General features: G+C 44.5%; 21 protein-coding genes. 14 read left to right on the top strand and 7 right to left on the bottom strand.

What is annotated here, in order from left to right; all coding sequences use genetic code 11:
* Positions 1–22: 22 nt before the first annotated feature.
* On the bottom strand, positions 23–1,441 hold the full coding sequence (pap, locus tag I6L24_RS05300) for a polyphosphate:AMP phosphotransferase (RefSeq protein ID WP_005261620.1): 1,419 nt from the start codon (positions 1,439–1,441) through the stop codon (positions 23–25).
* Between the two features lie 205 nt (positions 1,442–1,646).
* Between pap and I6L24_RS05295 the strand changes: the two genes are divergently transcribed.
* The 6 genes from I6L24_RS05295 (at position 1,647) to I6L24_RS05270 (ending at position 7,375) form a co-directional block, all read left to right on the top strand.
* Entirely contained in the window at positions 1,647–2,351 is a 705-nt protein-coding gene (locus I6L24_RS05295) for an FFLEELY motif protein (protein ID WP_004647334.1), read from the top strand.
* 146 nt (positions 2,352–2,497) lie between these two features.
* Positions 2,498–3,442 carry a bifunctional demethylmenaquinone methyltransferase/2-methoxy-6-polyprenyl-1,4-benzoquinol methylase UbiE gene (ubiE, locus tag I6L24_RS05290; RefSeq protein ID WP_004647333.1) on the top strand — a complete coding sequence of 315 codons (945 nt, stop codon included), beginning with the start codon at positions 2,498–2,500 and terminating at the stop codon, positions 3,440–3,442.
* A gap of 12 nt (positions 3,443–3,454) precedes the next feature.
* Positions 3,455–4,132, top strand: a complete 678-nt coding sequence (locus I6L24_RS05285; protein ID WP_004647331.1) for a ubiquinone biosynthesis accessory factor UbiJ — start codon at positions 3,455–3,457, stop codon at positions 4,130–4,132.
* Positions 4,133–4,144: 12 nt separating this feature from the next.
* Entirely contained in the window at positions 4,145–5,764 is a 1,620-nt protein-coding gene (locus tag I6L24_RS05280; RefSeq protein WP_004729335.1) for an ABC1 kinase family protein, read from the top strand.
* 153 nt (positions 5,765–5,917) lie between these two features.
* Positions 5,918–6,997, top strand: a complete 1,080-nt coding sequence (locus tag I6L24_RS05275) for a patatin-like phospholipase family protein (RefSeq protein ID WP_004647329.1) — start codon at positions 5,918–5,920, stop codon at positions 6,995–6,997.
* 60 nt (positions 6,998–7,057) lie between these two features.
* On the top strand, positions 7,058–7,375 hold the full coding sequence (locus I6L24_RS05270) for a hypothetical protein (protein ID WP_004647328.1): 318 nt from the start codon (positions 7,058–7,060) through the stop codon (positions 7,373–7,375).
* Between the two features lie 58 nt (positions 7,376–7,433).
* On the opposite strand, the gene I6L24_RS05265 is transcribed toward I6L24_RS05270, so the two are convergent.
* The gene (locus I6L24_RS05265) at positions 7,434–9,788 is read right to left on the bottom strand and encodes a Tex family protein (protein ID WP_085064948.1); all 2,355 of its coding nucleotides are present in this window, start codon (positions 9,786–9,788) and stop codon (positions 7,434–7,436) included.
* Between the two features lie 335 nt (positions 9,789–10,123).
* On the opposite strand from I6L24_RS05265, the gene ompR reads away from it, so the two are divergent.
* The 4 genes from ompR (at position 10,124) to I6L24_RS05245 (ending at position 15,245) form a co-directional block, all read left to right on the top strand.
* Entirely contained in the window at positions 10,124–10,888 is a 765-nt protein-coding gene (ompR, locus tag I6L24_RS05260; protein ID WP_004278590.1) for an osmolarity response regulator transcription factor OmpR, read from the top strand.
* A gap of 248 nt (positions 10,889–11,136) precedes the next feature.
* Positions 11,137–12,597 carry an ATP-binding protein gene (locus I6L24_RS05255; RefSeq protein WP_034435905.1) on the top strand — a complete coding sequence of 487 codons (1,461 nt, stop codon included), beginning with the start codon at positions 11,137–11,139 and terminating at the stop codon, positions 12,595–12,597.
* A 205-nt stretch (positions 12,598–12,802) separates the two neighbouring features.
* Complete coding sequence (locus tag I6L24_RS05250; RefSeq protein WP_004647324.1) at positions 12,803–14,320, top strand: acetyl-CoA hydrolase/transferase family protein; 1,518 nt, start codon at positions 12,803–12,805, stop codon at positions 14,318–14,320.
* A gap of 232 nt (positions 14,321–14,552) precedes the next feature.
* A complete protein-coding gene (locus tag I6L24_RS05245; RefSeq protein WP_005102861.1) occupies positions 14,553–15,245 on the top strand; it encodes a DsbA family oxidoreductase in 693 nt (230 codons plus the stop codon).
* 65 nt (positions 15,246–15,310) lie between these two features.
* Here the strand turns inward: I6L24_RS05245 and I6L24_RS05240 are convergent, their stop codons facing one another.
* Positions 15,311–15,511, bottom strand: coding sequence for a dodecin family protein (locus I6L24_RS05240; protein WP_004278594.1), 201 nt, complete (start codon positions 15,509–15,511; stop codon positions 15,311–15,313).
* Positions 15,512–15,921: 410 nt separating this feature from the next.
* Here I6L24_RS05240 and I6L24_RS05235 point away from each other — a divergent pair, with 410 nt between their 5' ends.
* The 4 genes from I6L24_RS05235 to I6L24_RS05220 all read left to right on the top strand — a co-directional run bounded on the left by I6L24_RS05235 (position 15,922) and on the right by I6L24_RS05220 (position 19,136).
* Complete coding sequence (locus tag I6L24_RS05235) at positions 15,922–16,089, top strand: hypothetical protein (RefSeq protein ID WP_005102860.1); 168 nt, start codon at positions 15,922–15,924, stop codon at positions 16,087–16,089.
* A gap of 254 nt (positions 16,090–16,343) precedes the next feature.
* A complete protein-coding gene (locus I6L24_RS05230) occupies positions 16,344–16,523 on the top strand; it encodes a hypothetical protein (protein ID WP_005102858.1) in 180 nt (59 codons plus the stop codon).
* Positions 16,524–16,533: 10 nt separating this feature from the next.
* Complete coding sequence (locus I6L24_RS05225) at positions 16,534–17,934, top strand: hypothetical protein (RefSeq protein ID WP_216986493.1); 1,401 nt, start codon at positions 16,534–16,536, stop codon at positions 17,932–17,934.
* 92 nt (positions 17,935–18,026) lie between these two features.
* Positions 18,027–19,136 (top strand): hypothetical protein, encoded by a 1,110-nt coding sequence (locus I6L24_RS05220; protein ID WP_216986492.1) that lies wholly within the window; start codon positions 18,027–18,029, stop codon positions 19,134–19,136.
* A gap of 81 nt (positions 19,137–19,217) precedes the next feature.
* On the opposite strand, the gene I6L24_RS05215 is transcribed toward I6L24_RS05220, so the two are convergent.
* The 4 genes from I6L24_RS05215 to I6L24_RS05200 all read right to left on the bottom strand — a co-directional run bounded on the left by I6L24_RS05215 (position 19,218) and on the right by I6L24_RS05200 (position 22,870).
* On the bottom strand, positions 19,218–19,481 hold the full coding sequence (locus I6L24_RS05215; protein ID WP_005102851.1) for a hypothetical protein: 264 nt from the start codon (positions 19,479–19,481) through the stop codon (positions 19,218–19,220).
* A gap of 194 nt (positions 19,482–19,675) precedes the next feature.
* Positions 19,676–21,595, bottom strand: coding sequence for a molecular chaperone HtpG (htpG, locus tag I6L24_RS05210; RefSeq protein ID WP_005102849.1), 1,920 nt, complete (start codon positions 21,593–21,595; stop codon positions 19,676–19,678).
* A 163-nt stretch (positions 21,596–21,758) separates the two neighbouring features.
* Complete coding sequence (locus I6L24_RS05205; protein ID WP_216986491.1) at positions 21,759–22,103, bottom strand: lysozyme inhibitor LprI family protein; 345 nt, start codon at positions 22,101–22,103, stop codon at positions 21,759–21,761.
* 176 nt (positions 22,104–22,279) lie between these two features.
* Positions 22,280–22,870 (bottom strand): OmpW/AlkL family protein, encoded by a 591-nt coding sequence (locus I6L24_RS05200; RefSeq protein WP_005108067.1) that lies wholly within the window; start codon positions 22,868–22,870, stop codon positions 22,280–22,282.
* Positions 22,871–22,903: the final 33 nt, after the last annotated feature.

Raw genomic sequence — 22,903 nt, 5'->3', positions numbered from 1 at the left:
AGACACTCTTACTTCAGGCAGATTATTCTGCCTGAAGCTGTTTTAAAATAGCCTTTAATACTTCGACCCGTGCGGTATGTTTATCATCAGACGCGATAATGTGCCAAGGCGCTTCCTCAGTCGAAGTATGTTCAAACATATCGGCTGCCGCTTTCAGATAATCATCCCAGCGTTCCCGGTTACGCCAGTCTTCTTCAGTAATTTTAAAACGCTTATGTGGTGTATCTTCACGCGCCTTGAACCGTGCTGCCTGTTCCTCTTTAGAAATGGCCAGCCAGATTTTCACAATCACCGTTTGATGCTTGACCAGGCTCTGTTCAAAACGGTTAATTTCCGCATAAGCTCGCTGCCATGCGGCCGGACTGGAAAACTCTTCTACCCGTTCTACCAATACCCGCCCATACCAGGAACGGTCAAAAATACAGATATCATCATCGGTTTGCAGCTTGGTCCAGAAGCGCCATAAATAGGGACGGCTCAGCTCAAATCTTTCTGGTGCAGCAATGGTATGAATTTCATATTCACGTGGATCAAGTTTTTTGACAATCCGCTTGATCGCGCCGCCCTTGCCGGCAGCATCCATACCTTCAAACAGAATCACCACATTACGCGAATCGGAACGCATGGCTTTGGCGACCTTCGCGGTTAATTTTTTTAGTTCCGGTTTGTAATCTTCTGGCTGGGCTTGAGTCTTGGAAGGATGTTTTAACTGCTCGGGAATCTTGGCCTGTTTCCATCTTCCCTTGGCTCTGGCAGGATGATCCGGACAATGTTTCAAGGCACTCAGGATATACTGGGCAAATTGCTGGTCGCGCTGCTGCTCATCTTCGCCATCAATAATGAACCAGTCCTCGGTAAAGCGCTGACGCAGGCGCTGCAAGGTGTCATATTCTTTGCGATTGCGCCAGTCCAGACCATGCAGTTGATGCCAGTGAGTTTCACTCGGATCCATGGCATCCAGACGTTTTTGCAAGACTTTCCAGGACAGGTCAAACCAGACCTTGATCACATCGACATGGTTATTTTTCAGGTCCTGTTCAAAGGCCTGCATCTCTTGCAGATATTCATCAAACTGTGCATCACTCAGCGGGCTTTCAGCTTGCATGGCACTGCCGAGAAGATCGCTGTACCAGTTGCCAAACAGCACCATGATCTGGCCTTCGGCAGGAATAAAACGTGCATAAGGTTGCCACAAGGTCTGCTTCGGGCCGGCTAGCTGAGGCTTATCGGCTTTCACACGCAAATAGCGCGGATCGACCCATTCACGTAACTGTTTAACCGCTTCACCCTTGCCGGCCAGTTCAATGCCATTCACCAGAATCACCAGACTTTTGGCATTTTTCTGGCCCCGGGTCTTTTTTAAATTATATTGGGCATCAATCAGCTCGACAGACAGCTGATCTTCATCCATTAACTGAAATTGTGGTTGTTCCATACGCATCTTCAACCCTGATCTTTTATTCTGTTTGCAGTATAGCGAGGAGTTTCAGCGCAAAAATAGCTCTGGCAACGTTTTTCACACGATTAAATTGGCTATTTAAACAACAGATTGACATACAAATGCCCGATCTCTGTTCAATTTGTCATAGCAGGATTGTCCGGCAGCCTCTAAGATTCTTGCATCCTCCAATGATAATTGAAGCCTCATGTCCAAACTTGCCGTACTCGATGATCTGTTAGCGCATTATTATCAACTGGCTTATCACACCCGGCCTGACATTTTAAGCCGTTTACAGGATGTGCAGGCCTGGCAGAAAGTCCGCATGCAGCGCACCCATCGCGCCCATTTTGCTGAAAAACAAAACCTGTTGATGTCGGAGTATTTCCTGAACCGTCTCTACGGCGGCGCTGACTTTGATGCGCTGGCAGAACAGATTGCCCGGCTGATGAAATATGCGCATAAAGCAGAAAAAGTTATTCCGGAAAATGCCATTAAAACCGGCACCTCAGGTGTAGAGCTGGCTATTCTGGCGGTACAGCTCGATGAACAGGTCGCAATTCAGTTATTACAGGATTATCATCCACATGAACCGCTGACTGACGAGATGATGCGCCTGACCTATTTGAAGCTGGATCAGGGTGAAGCACGCCTGAAACAGTTGGCTCTGCTGGATCAGCTCGGTATGAGTCTGGATAAATACATGCGTTCATTTGTGGTCTATACCGCCTTTAAAATGTGTAAGGGCGCGGCGAATAAATATAACTTTCAGGTAATGTATGAATTTATGCAGGATGGTTTTCTGGCCATGAAGCCACTCAAATCGGCAGAAAAATTTGTACGCACGTTCACTGCCACCGAACGCCAGATTATCGAGAAAGTACATTCTGGCGATCCGCTACCGTTTCAGTAAATACCCGATGAGTATTTCTGCCAAGCGTGAATTTTTCTGTATATTATTCATAACAATTGCATCATGATTGCTGAATAAGCCTTTAGAATCTGTCATGATGCAGACAATGCAAGATTAACCCGATTGATATGTTAGGAGTGACTCCAATGTCGAATGAAAATACAACGCCTACCCCTACCCCCGAGTCGGCACAACAGACAGACAAAGTGAGCCCATTCTTAACTGAACCCCTTCCACAAGGCACCCCGCAAGGTCAGCAACAATCTTTAGAACAACGTCTGACTGACACGCCTGTGACGGGTACTGTGCCCAAATATAATCTGCCACGCGGTGCCAATACGGGTAACGTCGGCTCAACCACGCACTTCGGCTATCAAACTGTAAACAGCGAAGAAAAAGCCCAGAAAGTCGCAGAAGTGTTCCACTCTGTAGCGAGCAAATACGACATCATGAATGACTTGATGTCTTTTGGTATTCATCGCCTGTGGAAGCGTTTTGCAATCAATATGTCAGGTGTACGCCGTGGCCAGCATGTGCTGGATATCGCGGGTGGTACTGGCGACTTGGCTAAAGTCTTTAGCCGTGAAGTTGGTCCGACAGGTCATGTGGTACTGTCTGATATTAACGAATCGATGCTGAATGTCGGTCGTGACCGTCTGATTGATGCGGGCTGTACCAATGTCGATTTCGTTCTGGCCAATGCCGAAACCTTAGAACCATTTGCAGACAACAGCTTCGATCTTTTAACGATTTCTTTTGGTCTACGTAACGTGACCGATAAAGATGCTGCACTTGCTGCAATGTATCGTGTCCTTAAGCCAGGTGGCCGTTTATTGGTTCTGGAATTCTCTAAACCAGTGTTTGAGCCATTCTCCAAGCTGTATGACCTTTATTCGTTCACGGCATTGCCAATCATGGGTAAAATCATTGCCAATGATGCAGAAAGCTATAAATACCTAGCTGAATCGATCCGTATGCATCCAGATCAGCGCACCCTGAAAGGCATGATGGAAAATGCCGGCTTCCAGAATTGTGACTATCACAACCTGACTGGCGGGATTGTTGCGGTTCACCGCGGTTTCAAACTTTAAGGTTCCTTGCCTATGTGGTCAATTCTGGCACTCGGTGCTGTTGAACGCGTGATTCATCATGTTCTTGATCTGGACGCCATTACTCGCATCCAGCTGAATGCCCTGTCCGGTAAAATGCTGCGGGTGGTGATTGCCTCGCCGCAGCTTTCGGTTGATGTGTTTTTTGATGAAGGCAAAGTTCGTCTGGAACCAACGGCAACCGGTCATACCGAAACACCTTCGGTCTTTGAACAACGTCCATTTGACGCAAGTTCCGCGACAATCACCGAAGCGACAGCAACCTTGCAGGTCAGCAATGTGGTGGAATTACTCAAGCTGCTGCTTTCCGATGAAGTCGGCAATATTCCATTGCAAGGCGACTACAAATTATTGCAGGAAATCCAGCGCATCATGCAACAGGCGGAACTGGATCTGGCGGCGCATTTAAGCCCCTGGGTTGGCCCGACACTGGCGCATGAAATTGGTAAATTGCAACTGCTGCCCAAGCAGCTAAAACGCACCCTGCAAAGTCAATTATTTTTTGCCGAAGATGCCTTAAAAGAAGACAGCGGTCTGTTTGCCCCCCGCTGGCAAATGGATGACCTGAATCAGGACACCCGTATCCTGAATCAAAATTTAGATCGGGTTGAAGCAAAAATCCAGCAGCTTCAGGCTCAAATCGATGCCTCAAACAATTCTACTCAAGACTAGGTACACAACTTTATGATTCCGCATGTTTCACGTTTACTCGAACTTTGGCGCATCGCCGCGCACTATCGACTCGACACGTTGTTTCCTGCGGAAGAATTACCAGAAAAATCCCGGCATGTGCTGTCCCTCATCCGGATGCATCCGGCCGCCTGGTCCAGTCGTGAACGTAAAAATCCGCTCAAGCTGAAACTGGCTTTAGAAGAAATGGGGCCGTTAGCGATCAAGCTTGGCCAGCTACTCTCGACCCGTCGTGACCTGATTCCACCTGAAGTTTTACAGCAACTGGTGTTGCTGCAAGACCGGGTCAAGCCATTTGATAATGACGTGGCCAAGATGCGCATTCAGGAATCCCTGAAAGCTGATGTAAATACCCTGTTCGCGCGTTTCGATACCCAGCCACTGGCAGCGGCTTCGATTGCACAGGTACATACGGCTGCCCTGCATGATGGCCGTGAAGTCGTGGTCAAAGTCACCCGTCCGAATATTCGCCAGCAGATTTTGCAGGATTTTGAAATTCTGGAATGGCTCGGTCAATTTCTGGAAAAACGTCTGGAAGCAGCACGTGCCCTACATTTATCGGAAATCATTCAGGATTATCGACAGATCATTCTGAATGAGCTGGATCTGACGCTGGAAGCCGATAATACCCGCCGCATGCGCCATCATTTTACCGGCTCGAGCATGATGTATGTGCCGGAAATTTACATGGACAGCAAAGATGTTCTGGTGGCCGAGCGTATTACCGGGGTACCAATTTCAGATATCGCGACCTTTGACCGGTTGGGCATGGATCGTGCCGATCTGGCGCGTAAAGGCCTGACCATCTTCTTTACTCAAGTGTTCCGCGATAATTTTTTCCATGCCGATATGCATCCGGGCAACGTCTTTGTAGAAACCATCAATCCGGCCAATCCGCGTTTTATTGCGCTGGACTGCGCGATTATGGGCGAGCTGTCCAAGCATGACCAGATGACCGTAGCACGCATGCTACTGGCGGTCATGAACAGCGACTTTATGCAGCTGATTCAGGTGGTGCATCAGGCCGGCTGGATTCCACCGGGAACTGATCAGGATGCGTTGGCTCGTGAAATGCGCCGCAGTGTGGGGCCAATGGTCTCAAAACCGATGCATGAACTGGACTTTGCCGGCATTCTGATTGAAGTCATGGATATCGCGCGTCGTTTCCATCTGGAAATTCCACCTCAATTAATGTTGTTACTAAAAACATTAGTCCATGTCGAAGGTCTGGGAACCGATCTTTATCCGGAACTGGATATCTGGAGTCTGGCCAAACCAATTCTGACGGACTGGATCAAGGCCCAGATGAATCCGCAAAAGAACCTGAAAGAACTGGGACAGAAAATCCCGGATCTACTTTTAGGGGCACAGGATTTACCGACCCTGATGATCGACAGCTTAAACGGTTTAAAAAATCAGTCGGCCTGGCATGCCAAACAGCTCAATGAATTACAAAGCATGCGCCTGCAAATGGAACATCAACAGAAGCGTAGCTGGATGTTTGGCAGCGTCATGGCCATTCTGCTGGCAATTGCGATTATTTCACCGTGGTTTGTGTCGGTGATTCTGATTGTACTGGCGAGTGTACTGGCCGTCTGGCGGATTGCGAAATAACTAAATGAGCTTTTAAAAAAACCTGACACTGTTCAGGTTTTTTATTTTCTGGGCATCGCATGACTCCAAAGTCACCTTAGGACATATCTTGCCATTGGGTCCTAAGACCTATCGCTTAAAATAAGCACACATTTGGCTAGTATAGGTTCAACCATGGTACAGATTTTACAAAAACGTGCGCCTGCTCTGACGATTCGTGCCGGCCATCTGGCACGTGAGCTGATTCTGCAACAAGGTTTGCAACCCGAACAAGTCGATATTGTACCTGGTGCTGCAGGTGGCCCCAAAGGTATCGGTATCCAGGGACTGGATCAGGCGATTTTTGGTGAGTTTTTTCCACGTGCACCTCAGCGTAGAACTTTGGTGGGTTCTTCGATTGGTAGTTGGCGCTTTGCCAGTATGGCTGCACATGGTGCTCAACAGGGAACCGAACGCTTGGCTGAACTCTATACCAACCTCTATTTTCATAAAAAAATGACCCGTCAGGATGTCAGCGAAGTTTGCCGTGGCATGCTGCTGGATCTGGTACAAGGCAAAGAAAACGATCTGGTCAATCATCCAGATTATCATCTCGCAGTCATTTCAATTAAAGCCCAACATATTTTCCAGAGTGACAAGGCATTGCCGTTGCTGGCTTCTGTGGCTGGAATTCTTGGAACGACCGCAGTCGCGCGCCGGCACAGCCGTTATTTCATGCAACGTGTGATCAGCCAGCCCAATATCGGTGAACAGTTTAAAATCGCTGAAGATGGATTTACCACGCATTATCATGCACTAACCGAACAGAGTGTGTTGTCCTGGTTGATGGCTTCAGCGTCTATTCCCGGGGTGATGGCAGCGGTGAACAATATTCCGGATGCGCCGCAGGGTTATTATCGCGATGGTGGCCTGATTGACTATCACATTGACCTGCCCTTTCAGAGCAAAGGTATTGTGCTGTATCCACATTTTACCGATAGCATTACCCCCGGCTGGTTTGACAAGTTATTTAAACGTACCTCAAATCCGGAAAATCAGGCACGAACTTTGCTGCTTTCTCCCTCGCAGCAATATCTGCAAAGTTTGCCTTTGGGTCGTTTGCCTGACCGTAAAGACTTTAACTTAAAAGGTTTGGACCAGGCCCAACGCATTCAGCTCTGGAAGCAATGTATTGCGGAAAGTCAGCGTCTGGGCGATGAATTTCTGGAACTGGTCGAGAAGCAGAATTTTGCTGAGGTAATGCAGACCTTGTAATTGGCCGTAGCTGCCCGATTATTTGTATAATTGCTTTAATTTTGTGAACTGTTGAGATTTATGCAGAAGTTTTTAGTTGTCCTGCAATACCTGTGTCTGGCCTTTGCCATTTATCTGATTTATAGCGTCAGCATGTCGCTGTATAGCCAGGATTTTGTCCTGATGGAACTGGTCGCTGATATCGGTACGATTCTGATCTGTATCGACCTGGCGGTGTTTTTATTTACCAGTAAAGGCAAGCCCGGCATTAGCATGGAAGAATATGCAAAAAGACTGGAACAGCCACCGTCTAAGCTGGTCTATGTGACACGAAAACTGGGGCATCTCGGTATTTTATTAATTGTTACTAGCTGGATTGTTCCGATGATTAACTCATAATGATCCAATAAAAAACCTCCCGATCGGGAGGTTTTTTTAAATTAAAGATATCTAAAAATTATTTAGAACCTTTAATCCCTGCTTGCAATAGCAATGCACCCAAACCACCAATTTTTTGCTCTTGTGGTTTAGCCGCTTGAGGTTTCTTACCCTCAGGGCGATCACCTTGCGGACGTCCTTGCTGTGGACGTTTACCCTGAGGCTTACGTTCACCACGTGGCTCATTGTTCTCGCGACGTGGCTGACGTGGTGCTTTCGCCGGCGCTTCAGAACCTTCAGGACGCATCGACAGATTCACGCGGTTACGTTCAGCATCCACATTCAAAACACGGACTTGTACGATTTGACCCGGTTTCACCACTTTATGCGGATCAGCGACAAATTCATTGGCAAGTTCAGAAATATGTACCAAACCGTCTTGATGCACACCCACATCGACAAATGCACCGAAGTTAGTCACGTTAGTGACTACACCTTCCAGCTGCATGCCTTCAGACAATTGCGCAACTTCAGTAATGTCATCACGGAATTTAGCAGTGCGGAATTCTGGACGCGGGTCACGGCCCGGTTTTTCCAGTTCAGCCAATACGTCTTGAATTGTCGGCAGACCGAATTTCTCGTCTGCAAATTCTTCTGCATTCACTTGGCGAATGATTTCAGTATTGCCAATGATGTCTTTTACAGTCGTTGCTTTTGCTTCAACAATTTTGCTCACCAAAGCATATGACTCAGGGTGAACTGCAGACGCATCCAGTGGTTCTGTACCATCTTGAATACGCAAGAAGCCCGCAGCCTGCTCAAAAGTACGCTCGCCTAAACGTGGTACTTTTTTCAAAGACTGACGATTGTCAAAACGACCATTTTCCTTACGGAATTCCACAATTTGCTGTGCGATCGATTTATTCAGACCCGCGATATAACCCAGAATTGCTGCTGATGCAGTATTTACATCCACACCCACTGAGTTCACACAGTCTTCAACGACCGCTTCCAAGGTTTTCGCCAGACCGGTCTGGTTCACGTCATGTTGATACTGACCCACACCAATCGATTTCGGATCGATTTTCACCAGTTCTGCTAGTGGATCTTGTAAACGGCGTGCAATCGATACCGCACCACGAATAGATACATCTAGTTCAGGCAGTTCCTGTGAAGCTAGTTCAGATGCTGAATACACCGATGCACCTGCTTCAGATACAGAAACACGCGTCATTTTCAGATCACTGTTCGCAGCCATCATTTCAGCAACTAAAGCTTCAGTTTCACGGCTTGCAGTACCATTACCAATCGCGATCAGGTCAACATTGAACTCGCGGCATAAACGTGCAAGTTCAGTTAATGAACCATCTTTATCATCTTTTGGCGCAAATGGATAAATCGTACTATGTGCCAGTACATCACCAGACTCGTTCACCACCGCCAGTTTCACACCAGTACGGATACCTGGGTCCACGCCCAAAGTGGTACGTGCGCCTGCAGGTGCAGACAGCAGTAAATGACGCAGGTTTTCAGCAAAGACGTTCATCGCTTCTGTTTCAGCAGCCAGACGTTTTTCAGTCAGCAATGAATGTTCAATCGTTGGACGAACTTTACCGAGCCAGAACAATTTTGCAGTTTGCTTCAAGAAATCCTGACGAGCTTGTGGCTGAACAGTTTCAAGATTGTATTCAGTTTCAATACGCGCCAACGGGGCATCATCTTCGCCATCAACTTTCAGGCCTAAAACGTTTTCCTGACGGCCACGCAGCATCGCCAATAAACGGTGTGAAGGCACTTTATTCAAGTTTTCAGAGAAATCGAAATAATCACGGAATTTTTTACCGACTTCTTTTTTCTCATCACTTGCAACTAAACTTTTCAGCACGGCAGTTTTTGCAAATGTCGCTTTAAGTTCAGTGGTCAGTGCGATATTTTGTGCCCAGTCATCAATCAGGATGTGCTGGATCGCATCAAGCTGGCTTTCAGTATCTGGATAATCTTCATGGCTAAAGCCCGCCAAAGCTTCAGCTGGATCAACGGCTTCATTAAAGATTTTTTCGGCAATCGGGCCTAAACCGGCTTCTTTGGCCTTGAATGATTTACTGGTACGTTTTGGGCGGTACGGCGCGTAAATTTCTTCTAATGCATTTTTGGTTTCGGCCGCATTCACACGCGCCAATAAATCATCAGATAATTTATCTTGTTCTTTGAGTGATTCAATCACCTTTTCACGGCGCTCATACAAATCACGCAAGTATGATAAACGCGTATCGAGTTGACGTAGTTGCGTATCGTCTAAGCCTTGCGTTACTTCTTTACGGTAACGTGCAATAAAAGGAACACTGGCACCTTCATCAATAAGCTTGATGGCAGCCTCAACTTGATTTGGACGTACGGCAAGTTCTTTTGCCAACTGCTGAACTAAGTCAGTCATCGTGTTTGATCCCACAAGGATAAGTACTAAATGGCATGATTATAAAGACCGGGTCTATAAAATCCACCATTGTTTTTATTAATTTACCTCATCTTTATATTATGAAGTGCCACAGTTTTCAGCTTTTCCCGATAAAGTTTGTATGAACTTTGCTTTTTATCCAGCTTAAAATCGTATTTTTTGCTCATTTAGATGTATATATTTAGTATCTATGTCTTGATTTTAACTGCAATATTTGGTGCTTTAGAGCATAGTCAATTAATATCAATGAATCGTATACTCAAAGCCTATTTGATTTTTGTTTATGACGACAATAAAGAATAAAGGAGCATCTCATGAGTTTAGTTGTACCTGCTGAAAAAGCCGATGCCGTACATACCGAAACGGACCGGGTCGAACGGATCCTGGTGGTTGATGATGATGTTCGTCTGCGTACCTTATTACAGCGTTTTCTCGAAGATAAAGGCTTTGTGGTTAAAACTGCACATGATGCCACGCAGATGGATCGACTTTTACAGCGGGAACTGTTTTCTCTGATCGTGCTCGACTTTATGCTTCCGGTCGAAGATGGCTTGAGTATCTGTCGTCGTTTACGCCAATCCAATATCGATACGCCTATCATTATGCTCACCGCTCGTGGTAGCGACTCGGATCGTATTGCCGGTTTAGAAGCAGGTGCCGATGATTACTTGCCTAAACCGTTTAACCCGAATGAGCTGCTGGCACGTATTCGTGCGGTATTGCGCCGTCAGGTACGTGAAGTGCCGGGTGCACCAAGCCAACAGATGGAAGTGGTTTCTTTTGGCCCATGGTCGCTAGATCTCTCTACCCGCACTCTGACCCGTGAAGGCCAAGTGGTAACGCTCACTACTGGTGAGTTTGCGGTACTGAAAGCACTGGTTCAACATCCACGCGAACCATTAACCCGCGACAAGCTGATGAATCTGGCGCGTGGCCGTGAATGGGGTGCCATGGAACGTTCAATTGATGTTCAGGTGTCACGTTTACGCCGTTTAGTGGAAGAAAACCCAGCGCGTGCACGTTATATCCAGACTGTATGGGGTGTGGGTTATGTCTTTGTTCCAGATGGTGCTGAATAAAGAAAAACTTATTAGGATAAAAGATTACCCCAATTTATTGTCCCTAAAAGCCATTCGCTGCTGTCTGAGCCTCCCCTTCTTTAAAGGCTCGTATACAAATGCGCGAGTTCAGCGAATGGCAAAGTTTTTTGGTTACTTTTTCAAAAAAAGTAACACAACAAGCTCCTTCCATCGAAGGTTCAAGCAGTAAGATTCCATTACAAATTATTATTACTGCTCAATTTGGAAAATGCCAACAGGGAGCTGGTGTGAAACTCGACCCCATCGATCCACAAAAATTTACCGATTTTGTCAGCTACTCGGAAAAAAAGCGTACCCGCGGGGAACGCTTTCTCGACAAGATCAAGCCGCGTTCTGCTGCCATGCGTACCACGGTACTGGTGGTTTTTGTGGTCTGTTTTAGCCTGTTCATGTCCTTGTGGTTCTTTTGGCGTACCCTGTTTTTACCTGAAATCCAGCAACATGCGCGTTATCTGGCCATGGAACTGGAAATTCTTAATAATCCCGATCTGCGCCTGTATCATAAACAGCAGGAAGTCGATATCGATGACTGGCTAAAAAACCGGGTCGGCATTGAATACGTTACTAATCCGGCAGAATATCCCACTGTCCGTGAAAAGCTGATTGCCGAATTTTTTACCCGACAGATCGAAACCAAACTCGCCAAAGAGTTACGCATCGAACAAGCCACAGTCTATTTCCAGTTTAAGCCGAGTCCACGTATCTGGATCCAGACTCCTGAAATGAATGGTCACTGGGTACAGGAACCTTTAAAGACTTATGCCAATTATAGCAATGAACTGATTTTGGGCTGGTTGCTTGGCACGCCGATTATTGTCGGCATCATTATTTTGACCTTGGTGCGTCAGCTCAACCGTCCTTTACGCCGTTTGCAGAATGCCGCCAACAGTTATAGCCGAATCGGCTCAGCACCCTATCTAGATACCAATCATGGTCCACTGGAAATCCGTCAGGTCAATCATGCCTTTAATCAGATGATTTATACGCTGGACCAGACCGAGCGGGAACGCCGAATCATGCTGGCCGGCATTTCACATGACTTGCGCACGCCCTTAACCCGAATCCGCCTCAGTGCCGAAATGATGCCAGATGAAGACTTTCTCAAAGAAGGCCTGATTTATGATGTCGAAGATATGGACGCGATTCTGGATCAGTTCATTTCCTATATGCGCGATGGTTCCGATGAAGAACCGCAGGACACCAATGTCAATGTACTGCTACAGGAACTGGTCAAGCAGTTTAAACCGCTAGATATCCGATTTACACCACAAGATATACCGACCATTCAGGCGCGCAGCATGTCACTAAAAAGACTGATCGGCAATCTGATCAACAACTCAAAACGTTATGGTTCAGAACCAATTGAGCTTTCTGCGCATGTTGAAGAAGATCAACTGTTGATTTGTGTCGCAGACCATGGCGAAGGCATCCCGGAAGATCAGATTGAAGCCTTGATGCAGCCTTTTGTTCGGGGCAATTCGGCACGAACAGTACAAGGCAGTGGCTTAGGACTGGCCATTGTGAAACGGATTGTCGATATTCACCATGGCCAATTGCGTATTCATAATCGTCCTGAAGGTGGGCTGGAAGCTATCATTTCACTACCCGTGAATCAGGCGAATCCTGAGACACTTCCCCCAGCCACTACACTCGATAAAATTCGCCAAACTTTGACTGAGCACTTTTAATAAGTGATCAGTAATTCAACAAATGACTTTTTAGTTTTTCTATACAATTCATTTTATAGTTCACGAATTCAATCATTTAAAAATCATCATTTTTTATTATACCTACATTTAGCTAAAAAATTAGACCTTAGCCTAACACCTATGCACAATACATTTTTTGAGCGGTACAATCCGTATCATAGTTTAAGAATTAATGAGAGTTAAAATGTCTTTAGATCGTATCCGTTTAGCCTCCCTACACAACAAAGTCATCAGCCCTGAACAAGCGGCTGAATTCATCCAAGATGGCATGACTGTGGGCATGAGTGGCTTTACTCGCGCTGGTGAAGCGAAGGCGGTTCCTTTAGCTTTAGTTCAACAGGCAAAAGCAAACCCATTAAAGATCACGTTAATTACTGGTGCATCACTAGGGAACGATCTAGACAAACAACTGACTGAAGCTGGTGTATTGGCACGTCGTTTACCGTTCCAGGTAGACAATACTTTACGTAAAGCGATCAACAACGGCGAAGTGATGTTCATTGACCAGCACTTGTCTGAAACTGTTGAGCAAATGCGTAACCTGCAGTTGAAAAAACCAGACGTTGCGATCATCGAAGCCGTAGCAATTACTGAAGATGGCGGCATCATTCCAACAACATCTGTTGGTAACTCTGCAAGCTTTGCGATTTTTGCTGAAAAAGTGATTGTAGAAATCAATACGAATTTAAGCCCGGCATTTGAAGGCTTGCACGATATCTACATCCCGACGTATCGTCCAACGCGTCAAGCGATTCCATTGACTCAAGTTGATGAGCGTATTGGTACGCATGCGATCAATATCGATCCATCTAAAATTGTTGGTATCGTATTTAACAGCGAATTGCACGACTCTCCATCTACTGTAACTGCACCAGATGATGAGACTCAAAGCATTGCCAACCATTTGATCGCTTTCTTTGAAAAAGAAGTAGCTGAAGACCGTCTACCGAAAAACCTCGGACCTCTTCAAGCAGGGATCGGTTCAATTGCAAACGCCGTATTGACGGGTCTGAAAGATTCAAACTTCGAAGACTTGATCATGTACTCAGAAGTACTACAAGACTGTACGTTTGAATTGATCGATGCCGGTAAAATGAAGTTTGCTTCAGGTTCTTCTATTACGCTTTCTGCTAAGTACGGCGAGAAAGTATTTAACAACCTAGAACAATACAAAGACAAACTGGTATTACGTCCACAGGAAATTTCAAACCATCCTGAACTGGTACGTCGTTTAGGTATTATCGGCATCAACACTGCACTTGAGTTTGATATTTACGGTAACGTGAACTCAACTCACGTATGTGGTACCAAAATGATGAACGGTATTGGTGGTTCAGGTGACTTCGCACGTAATGCCCACTTGGCGATCTTCGTAACCAAATCAATCGCGAAAGGTGGCGACATCTCTTCTGTAGTGCCGTTTGCTTCACATATCGACCACGCAGAACATGATGTTGATATCCTAGTGACTGAACAAGGTCTTGCGGATCTTCGTGGTTTGGCTCCGCGTGAGCGTGCACGTGCAGTAATTGATAACTGTGCGCACCCAATGTACCGCGATGCGTTGAATGATTACTTTGACCGTGCATGTGCAAAAGGCGGCCATACCCCTCATCTTCTTCGTGAAGCGCTTTCTTGGCACTCAAACTTCGAAGAAAATGGTCACATGCTTGCTGTTGAAGCTGCAGTAAAAACTGCATAATTGACTGCATTCACAAAACGCCCTACGGGGCGTTTTTTTATGGCATTTTTATATTTTTTTTGAATAGTCAGAACCTGATTATATTAAGGAAGCCATCTGGCTATCACCTACTCTTTCTTCTTTTATTTATCCTGCCGATCTGCTGTAGAAATACACTTCTGATGCTCAAGGGCTTTAAATTCTGATTCTTCACCCTCATACTTGAACACAAGAGCAAAATTAGAGACATGACATGCGCGTAGATATCTGGTCAGATGTGGTTTGCCCCTTCTGCTATATTGGTAAAAAACGTTTAGAAGCTGCTGCACAAGAAGCAGGTATTGAGCTAGAAGTACATTGGCACAGTTTCCAGCTCGATCCTGAAGCACCGGTACGTCAGGAAGTCTCCAACTCTGAGCGTCTGGCGCAAAAATATGGCCGCACCGTGGCAGAAGTCGAAGAGATGCAGCGCAATATTGCTGAAATGGCCAAAGCCGAAGGTATTGAATTTAACTGGGAAGGTGCCAATTCAGGCAATACCTTTAATGCGCATCGCCTGATTCACCTGGCGCAAAGCAAAGGTTTGGGCAATGAAGCACAGGAAGCGTTCTTCTATAGCTATATGACCCAAGGTCTGGCGATTGGAGAACGTGAAACACTGGAAGATGTCGCAGCGCGTATTGGCCTGAATCCGGTCGAAGTCGATGACCTGTTGGATTCGGAAGAATATGCCGACTTTGTCAAATTCGATCAGGAAGTCGCACACGAACAACTCAAAGTGACTGGTGTGCCTTTCTTTGTTTTTGATCAACGTGTGGCATTGGCAGGCGCGCAACCTAAAGAAGTTTTCTTGCAAGTATTTGAAAAAGCGCTCGATACATCAACCAATAGTCAGGCAGCACAGTGCTCAACAGAAACGTGTGACACCCCAGACCAAGCTAAATAAAGCAACGTTCAATAAAAAACCCCATTTCAAATGGGGTTTTTTATTTGTTATTGAATGGCATTCACTTAATCAACCAGAAAACTAATTTTTAAATTGACACGATATTCCGTGATTTTATTTTCTTTAATGACAACCTTCTGTTCATTGATCCAAGCACCTTGTACATTTTTGACCGTTTCTGTGACTTTTTGAATGCCCGTTTGAATCGCATCTTCAAAGCTTTTATTGCTGCTTGAATTGACTTCTACCACTTTTGCAATTGCCATAATAAAACTCTCAGCATGAAAATGAATGGAATTCCATCTTAGTCCATTCTCAGAAGATTGCAGCAGCCCGTAAACAAGCGATAGCAAAAACTTACATGGATTGAACAAAGCTCGAAATTTAGTTTTAAATTGGCAGATCAAAAACACATGACCTTTTATTTTAACACTCGATTAAGTCCAGATTTTCATCGCTAAAATAAAGTATAAAGCCCTGTAAAACCATAAAAATCAAACTAGAGTAAATATACTAATTTATTGTTTTGTAGAGTAATTTATCTAAAATTTACTGCCTGAATTTGCCGAATCTATCATTTTCTATTAAGTCTTATTTGCTATTATTTCACCCGAATTAGGTTTAAATATTCTCCTCTGTTCAAGTCATTGAACACTCTGATATTAAAGGTCATCCTATGAATGCTCTTAAATTTGCTTTCGCAGCAACCGTTATGGCTTTTTCTGTTCAAGCGTCTGCACAAATGGCGCAAGTGGTTCATCTGCCAGACTTTCCAGCGACTAAAGCACCTGCGGAAACAGTAAATACAGATGCTGCGACTGTGGTAACTGAAAAAACGGCTTAATGCAAAGCTGTTTTTCATTAAAACAGGCTGATTGATTCAGCCTGTTTTTTTTGATCATATTGAACACATTCAGTGTGAAAGATGCACGACTCTAAAAAAATATCGACTATTTCCTACTCTCATTTTTTCTATTGATTTTTATCACTTTTAATTAAAAAATTTGTTTATAAAATACTCAAAATAGATCACTATTTTATGTGATCTCTGCTTATAATTGCAGCAATATAAATAGATCAATGATAAGAAAATTTTTTATGCATGAACTTCAGGCATTGGTACAGGGCAAAATTCCGCCTCATTCCGTTTCTATTGATTATTTAATTGAGATGGCAGAAAGCTATACCGACTCAAATTCTGCTGAATACAGACTGGTCGAGCTGGCGGTTAACCTCGTACTGGCACAAACCCTGGATAAAGTACTGAAACATCTCTAGAGATCAAAAAATGAATGCTTTAGAAAAAGCACACTTAATTAAAGAACTACATGGACTGGCGCAGCAACTGGAGCATAAAGTCCTGCCTTTATATGAAATTGCCCGTTCTAAAAAAAGAATACGCGATATTTTTAATCTGTGTGATGAACCTATTTTCAAAACCCAGATTTCAGCATTTAAAGTTCGCACTCAGCCTGAACTTGTCACCTACCAATTTTCTGCTAACACGTCTTATCATTTAAGCTTTCGTGGCTATTTCACCGAAATCTTGGCGCTGGAACAAGCATTGTATGCCCATCCGGATTCAGGCTGGGCAGTTTTACATCATCCTGAACGTGGCTGGCAAATCTGGCTGATTCCGGCTCCCCAAGCTCCTGCCCTGCACAGCCAATGGGCTGAACTGCAACACTGTTATATCTGGCTGTTACAACAACAGCAGCGGTTTTCTTGCCTGAAACAGGATCCACCCTTGATCGTTCCTGCCTTATCCTTACACGAAGCTGAAACCAGCTGCAATTCTATGGAAACAACCAAATATCATCGGGGACGGCCGCGCGTAAGAATTCATGCACTAGAATTAAATCGCTCAGATGAGTCAACCAATCAGATACAAATTGAACGCGAGGCGTTAAATCCTCAGTTAAAAACTGAAACGACAATTCAGCAAGAACAGATCACAGTCTCCGAATTGATTCAATTCCCTGTACAGATCCAACTGGGCAAACTAAACGCTCATGTACACCCTTTAGGTTTAGAAGAAACTAATATCCAGCGGCTCTGTGCTTTAGAACTAGAATCCGATGTCGAACAACACCCTGTTTATCTGGATATTGTCTTATATTATGCGGCAGAAGATAACTGGCAGGCACGTCAGGTTTATTTGGTTGAGCAATTGAATCTGCAAGGTCAGTTTGTTAAATATCTGATGCTCTTAGGGGTACCGAGTCAGTTGCAGGCTCACTATTGTATTCAACATTGGCTGAGCCATCATCAACATCAGGCTGCTGCGATTAAATCACTGGCGTGGTCTGTTATAAGCACCAGGTTCATGCAACTCGAGTTTTTTTCAACGGCTTACTTGCAGCAGGCTGAAACAGTCTGGACACAGCCAGATTACCATCCATTTATACCCGCACAGTCCATTCAAAAGCAGAAATTTATCTCGTTTAAAGAAGCTGCTGCGGATTTTTCTACCCCAGTGCTTTTGCTACAGGAACATCAAAAAATCCGAGTGATTCATGGTGAAAAACGCATCTCTCTCGCAGAGGATGAGCTGGCCTATCCATACATCTTGCTGCAACGCGACAAACAGCTAAATTGGCAGAATATTCACAATATTATTTTAACAATGCCACAACCCATTCGGGTATTAGAGCTTTATCGGGAAATTCAGGCTCAAATGATTGAATAATTGCTGTTATTTTGTAGCTTTAACTTGCTTTTTAAGGCCGTTTTTTAGAAAACTACAGCTGAATATAAGAATACAAGAGCAACAAATATCTCATGCAAATAAACAGGGTTACTCAAATTTTACTGCTCTCTCTGGGCTTAGGAATGAGTGGTAGCATGTCTTGGGCCAATTCAGTCACAACTGCTCCTGTCAGTCCAACGAATATAGAGCCAAGCCGATCAGGCTTGCTGGATCAGATTCCACGTTTGATCGATGCAACACCCACGGTTCTGCCGGAGCAATCAAATGTCGCCATTGTTCCATCCACGCTAGAGACAGAAAATTATTCATGGGCGGATCAAAAGCAGAAAGGCATCCGCGAATGGGCCGATCGTACTGCGCATAAAATTGATAACTGGTTTGGTGAAAGCGATCCGGATCAGCCAGCTGCAGCTACATTACGGATCATTCTAGATAATCGCTGGGATGAATATGAAGGCTATGAGATTAAGCCCCGAATCCGCGGCAAGATCAAGCTTCCGACCTTGGAACAAAAGCTGAGTGTGGTGTTTGGTGATGACAGTCTGGACAATGAATTAGACAGCAATGTCGCGATTACCAATGAAAATCCTGCCACTTCCGGAAATAAGCGTCTGGATACTAAACGTGCCCGTGAAGATAACAGCTCTTTTGCCTTACGTTGGTCTGAATGGTCAGATCGTATTCCTTTTGAAACCGATCTGGATCTGGGCTTACGTTCTGGAGATGATATTTACCTGCGTGTCAAAGCCAGTAAAGATTGGACACTAGAAAATGACTACTCTTTTCATGCCGAACAGATTTATCGCTATGGTATTCAAAGCGAAAACTATTTACGGACCAACCTGGAACTGATTCATGCCCGTCCCAATCAGGCCTTTTTCTCTAATCAGCTCAGTCTGACTTATGCCGATGATCAAGACGATGATCTCACTTGGGACAACTACACCTTTAGGCAACATCAGTTTTTTCAGGACAACCGTTTCAGTTACGGCATTTATACCGGTGGTTATCTGAATGACAAGGATCTGCGTCTTAATCGCTGGGGCCCTTATGTGTCCTGGAGACAACCTTTTTTACGTGAATGGTTTTTTGTCCAGACTGACCTGAACTATTTGAATGATCATCGCGAGGATCGTGATCACTATGTTGGGGCTTTGGTACGTTTAGAAGCGTTATTTTAAACTGAATGATGGTAGAAAATATAAAAGCCCATCATTCATGGGCTTTTTTCAATATTACTGAGGCAATCAGCGCGGTAAGTATTAGCTGGTTTTATTCAGGATAATACGATCACTGCGTAGCACTCGTTTTTGCTGTAATGAAGGTTGCTCCATCACTGGCATATTGAAGCGAATACGATCGCTATGTTGCACACGTTGTAGTTTTGCTGCCTCTACTTTCGCAACTTTATAAAAACTGATTCGATCTGTGCGTACCATTTTTTCTGCAGCAGGTGCCGCTAGACTAACTTGGCTCATCGACATCAGGATTACAGCGCCCATACTGATCATCAGCTTAGATTTCATAACATTCTCTCTCCTTACTTAATGATCGTAATTATAAATCAAAAAACCAGTATTAATTTAAAATTCAGATTTAAAATCCGCAGGGATTTTTTTATTCTCTCTATCGTTTTTCCAGATCATTTCTAGAAATGAAAAATGAAGCAGGCATAAAAAATCCCTCCGAAGAGGGATTTTCTCATTCAACACATCAGCAGTTAAGCAAGCAACAAGCTATTAATTCGCTTGACATATTCAGCAGGATTTTCTGGTAATCCACCTTCTGCAATCACCGCTTGGTCGAAGATCACATTGGCCAGATCATCAAACTGCGCTGAGCCATCCAGTTTTTTCACCAACGGATGTCCCGGGTTAATTTCCAGAATCGGCTTGATATCTGGCACAGGTTGACCCGCATCTTTCAGCATACGAATCAGCTGTGGAGACAATTCACCTTCGCCAGTCACCAGACAAGCCGGAGAATCGACCAGACGCGTCGTCACCCGCACTTCTTTGGTCTTGTCTTTTAATGAATCCGTCAACTTATCCACCACCGGTTTAAACTGGGCTGCGGCTTCTTCAAGGGCTTTCTTCTCTTCTGCATCCTGAAGGTCACCTAAGTCAACCGCACCCTTAGACACGTTTTGCAAAGGCGTACCATCGAACTCATTCACGAAGTTCATCGCCCATTCATCCACGCGTTCGGTCATCAACAGAACTTCAATGCCTTTTTTCTTGAACAGTTCCAGTTGTGGTGAATTTTTCGCAGCATTCAGACTATCTGCAGTCACATAATAAATGGCTTTCTGCCCATCTTTCATACGTGCTTTATAGTCTGCCAATGATGTGCTGACTTCATCATTGGTCGACGTCGCATAACGCAGCAGTTTTAAGATACGTTCACGGTTACTGAAATCTTCGCCCAGACCTTCTTTCAATACTGAAGCAAATTCCTGATAGAAGGTCTTGAAATTTGCCTGATCTTTTTCATCTTCAGATTTAGCCAGATTATCCAAAATGGTCAGGATACGGCGGGTATTGCCTTCACGGATGGTTTTTACATCACGGCTTTCTTGCAGTAATTCACGGCTCACGTTCAATGGCAGATCGGCACTGTCCACCACACCTTGCACAAAGCGCAGGTAGTTTGGAATCAGGTTATCCGCATCATCCATAATGAACACACGTTTCACATACAGTTTGATACCCGCTTTGGATTCACGGGTGAAAATATCATGTGGCGCTTTACTTGGAATATATAATAACTGGGTATATTCAGTGCTGCCTTCAACCCGGTTATGCGCCCAGGCCAATGGCGCTGCGAAATCATGGCTCAAGTTCTTGTAGAACTCGACATACTGCTCTTCAGTGATTTCAGACTTGTTACGAGTCCATAATGCGCTGGCCGAGTTAATGACTTCCCACTCATCAGTTTTGACATACTGGCCGCCTTTAGAGGTTTCGCCTTCAGCCGCTTCTTCTTCCTGCCAGACTTCTTTTTGCATCTGGATTGGCAGGCTGATGTGGTCTGAATATTTATTGATAATCTGCTTCACTTTATAGCTTTGCAGATAATCCAGCGCATCGTCACGCAGATGCAGAATAATATCAGTACCACGTCCTTGTTTCGTGATCTGTTCAACTTCGAACTCACCGGTTCCTCCACTGATCCAGCGTACGCCTTCAGAGACATCTGTGCCGGCACGACGCGATTCTACCGTAATCTTGTCAGCCACAATAAAGCCGGAATAGAAACCGACACCAAACTGGCCAATCAATTGAGCATCGGCTTTTTGATCGCCGGTCAGTTTGGACATAAAGTCTTTGGTGCCTGATTTGGCAATAGTCCCTAAATTATCAATAGCTTCCTGCTCGCTTAAGCCAATCCCGTTGTCTGAAATGGTAATGGTTTTATTGTCTGCATCCAGACTGACACGAACGCGCAGATCAGGATCATTTTCATAAAATTCAGGATGGTTAATCCCTTCAAAACGTAATTTGTCGCATGCATCTGAGGCATTCGAGATCAATTCGCGCAGGAAAATTTCAGGGTTTGAATAAAGCGAATGGGTCACGAGATGTAGTAACTGAGCCACTTCAGCCTGGAAACTATGTTTTTGTGCGCTAGACTCGCTCATTAATCACTCCTTTTATTTTAAATACAGGTCAATACTGTTGCCTATATGAATGGAGTGAGTTACTAAATTTTCAATAGCCAGTTGTATATTTTTTCTCAAGATATTTTATAAAGGATCTCTTGATCTAAAATGACTTGGATTTGTAAAGGCTTAGGTTTAAGTCCTAATAAGGCCCAAGCTTATAAATACGTTGAAATTGCAGGTCTATTTGCTGCTGGCGCATATTATAAACCTGACTCAGACAAGACACAGATTCCTGACAGCGGTCACGAAACTGTAGCCATTTCACCTGATCGCGCTGGATCACCGAGCGGGTTCCCATAGGCACCATACGGCGCAAAATATGATAGCTGGTGCTCATCTTGACATCGGCATCATTGAGCAGACGATGTTCACAAATCTCTTTCTCTGTCACGGTTTCAGCTTTCTGACAATCAAAACTTGCCGCATAGGCAGACCCTGCCAGCAGGCTGAAGAAGATCACAATACCTTGGCTTAAAAACTTCATGCTGATCTTCCTTATTATTCAATTATTAGGTCGTATTCAATTAATATTTACTTTATTCGTTTTAATATAGTTGAACATTGCCAATCTGCTCAATTTCAATAAGTTATAAATCGTTGTTATTTTGAAAAAAAAGGCCTCATTCAAGATGAGGCTTTTTTATTAAGCAAGACTAGAATTTAGAACTTGTAGCTATAACCGATCGTGTAAACCCAAGGATCAATATTCAAGTCGAATTTAGTATTATCAGCATCATCTAAAGTCACTTCAGGACTCAAATCTGCATAGCGCACGTCAGCAAATACTCCCCAGTTTTTGGCATCGGCTGGCTGATAATTAAAGCCAACCTGACCTGCCAAACCAAATTCCTCTTTCACATCTTTAGCCAGACCTTCTTCATCCCAAGCAATAAAAGCTGTGCCACCTACACCAATATATGGCGTAAAACGTGTTGCATTTTTAAAGTTATATTTAGCGGTAATTGTGGGTGGAAGATGCTTAATCTTGGCAATTTTCCCTAGACCCTGAGCAGAAATGTCGTGATTAAATGGCGTAGCTAATAAAAGTTCTGCAGAGATATTGTCATTAAAAAAGTATTCAACCGATGGCGTAAAACCATATTCTTGATCCGCTTCTACGACTAAACCTGGTGCAATTTCAGTGTCACTTGATGGTGCTAAAGAACTGGCACCAACTTTCACCTGCCATTGACCTGCCATCGCAGATGCAGAAAGACCCATTAATGCAATTAGAGCAGCTTGCTTTAACATTTTAAAATACCCCACAGGAAGAATAATTATTAA

This window comes from Acinetobacter lwoffii (assembly GCF_019048525.1).
Classification (GTDB): domain Bacteria; phylum Pseudomonadota; class Gammaproteobacteria; order Pseudomonadales; family Moraxellaceae; genus Acinetobacter; species Acinetobacter lwoffii_K.
Note: the sequence above shows the minus strand (reverse complement) of the source record. Positions and strands in the feature narration are given on the sequence as shown.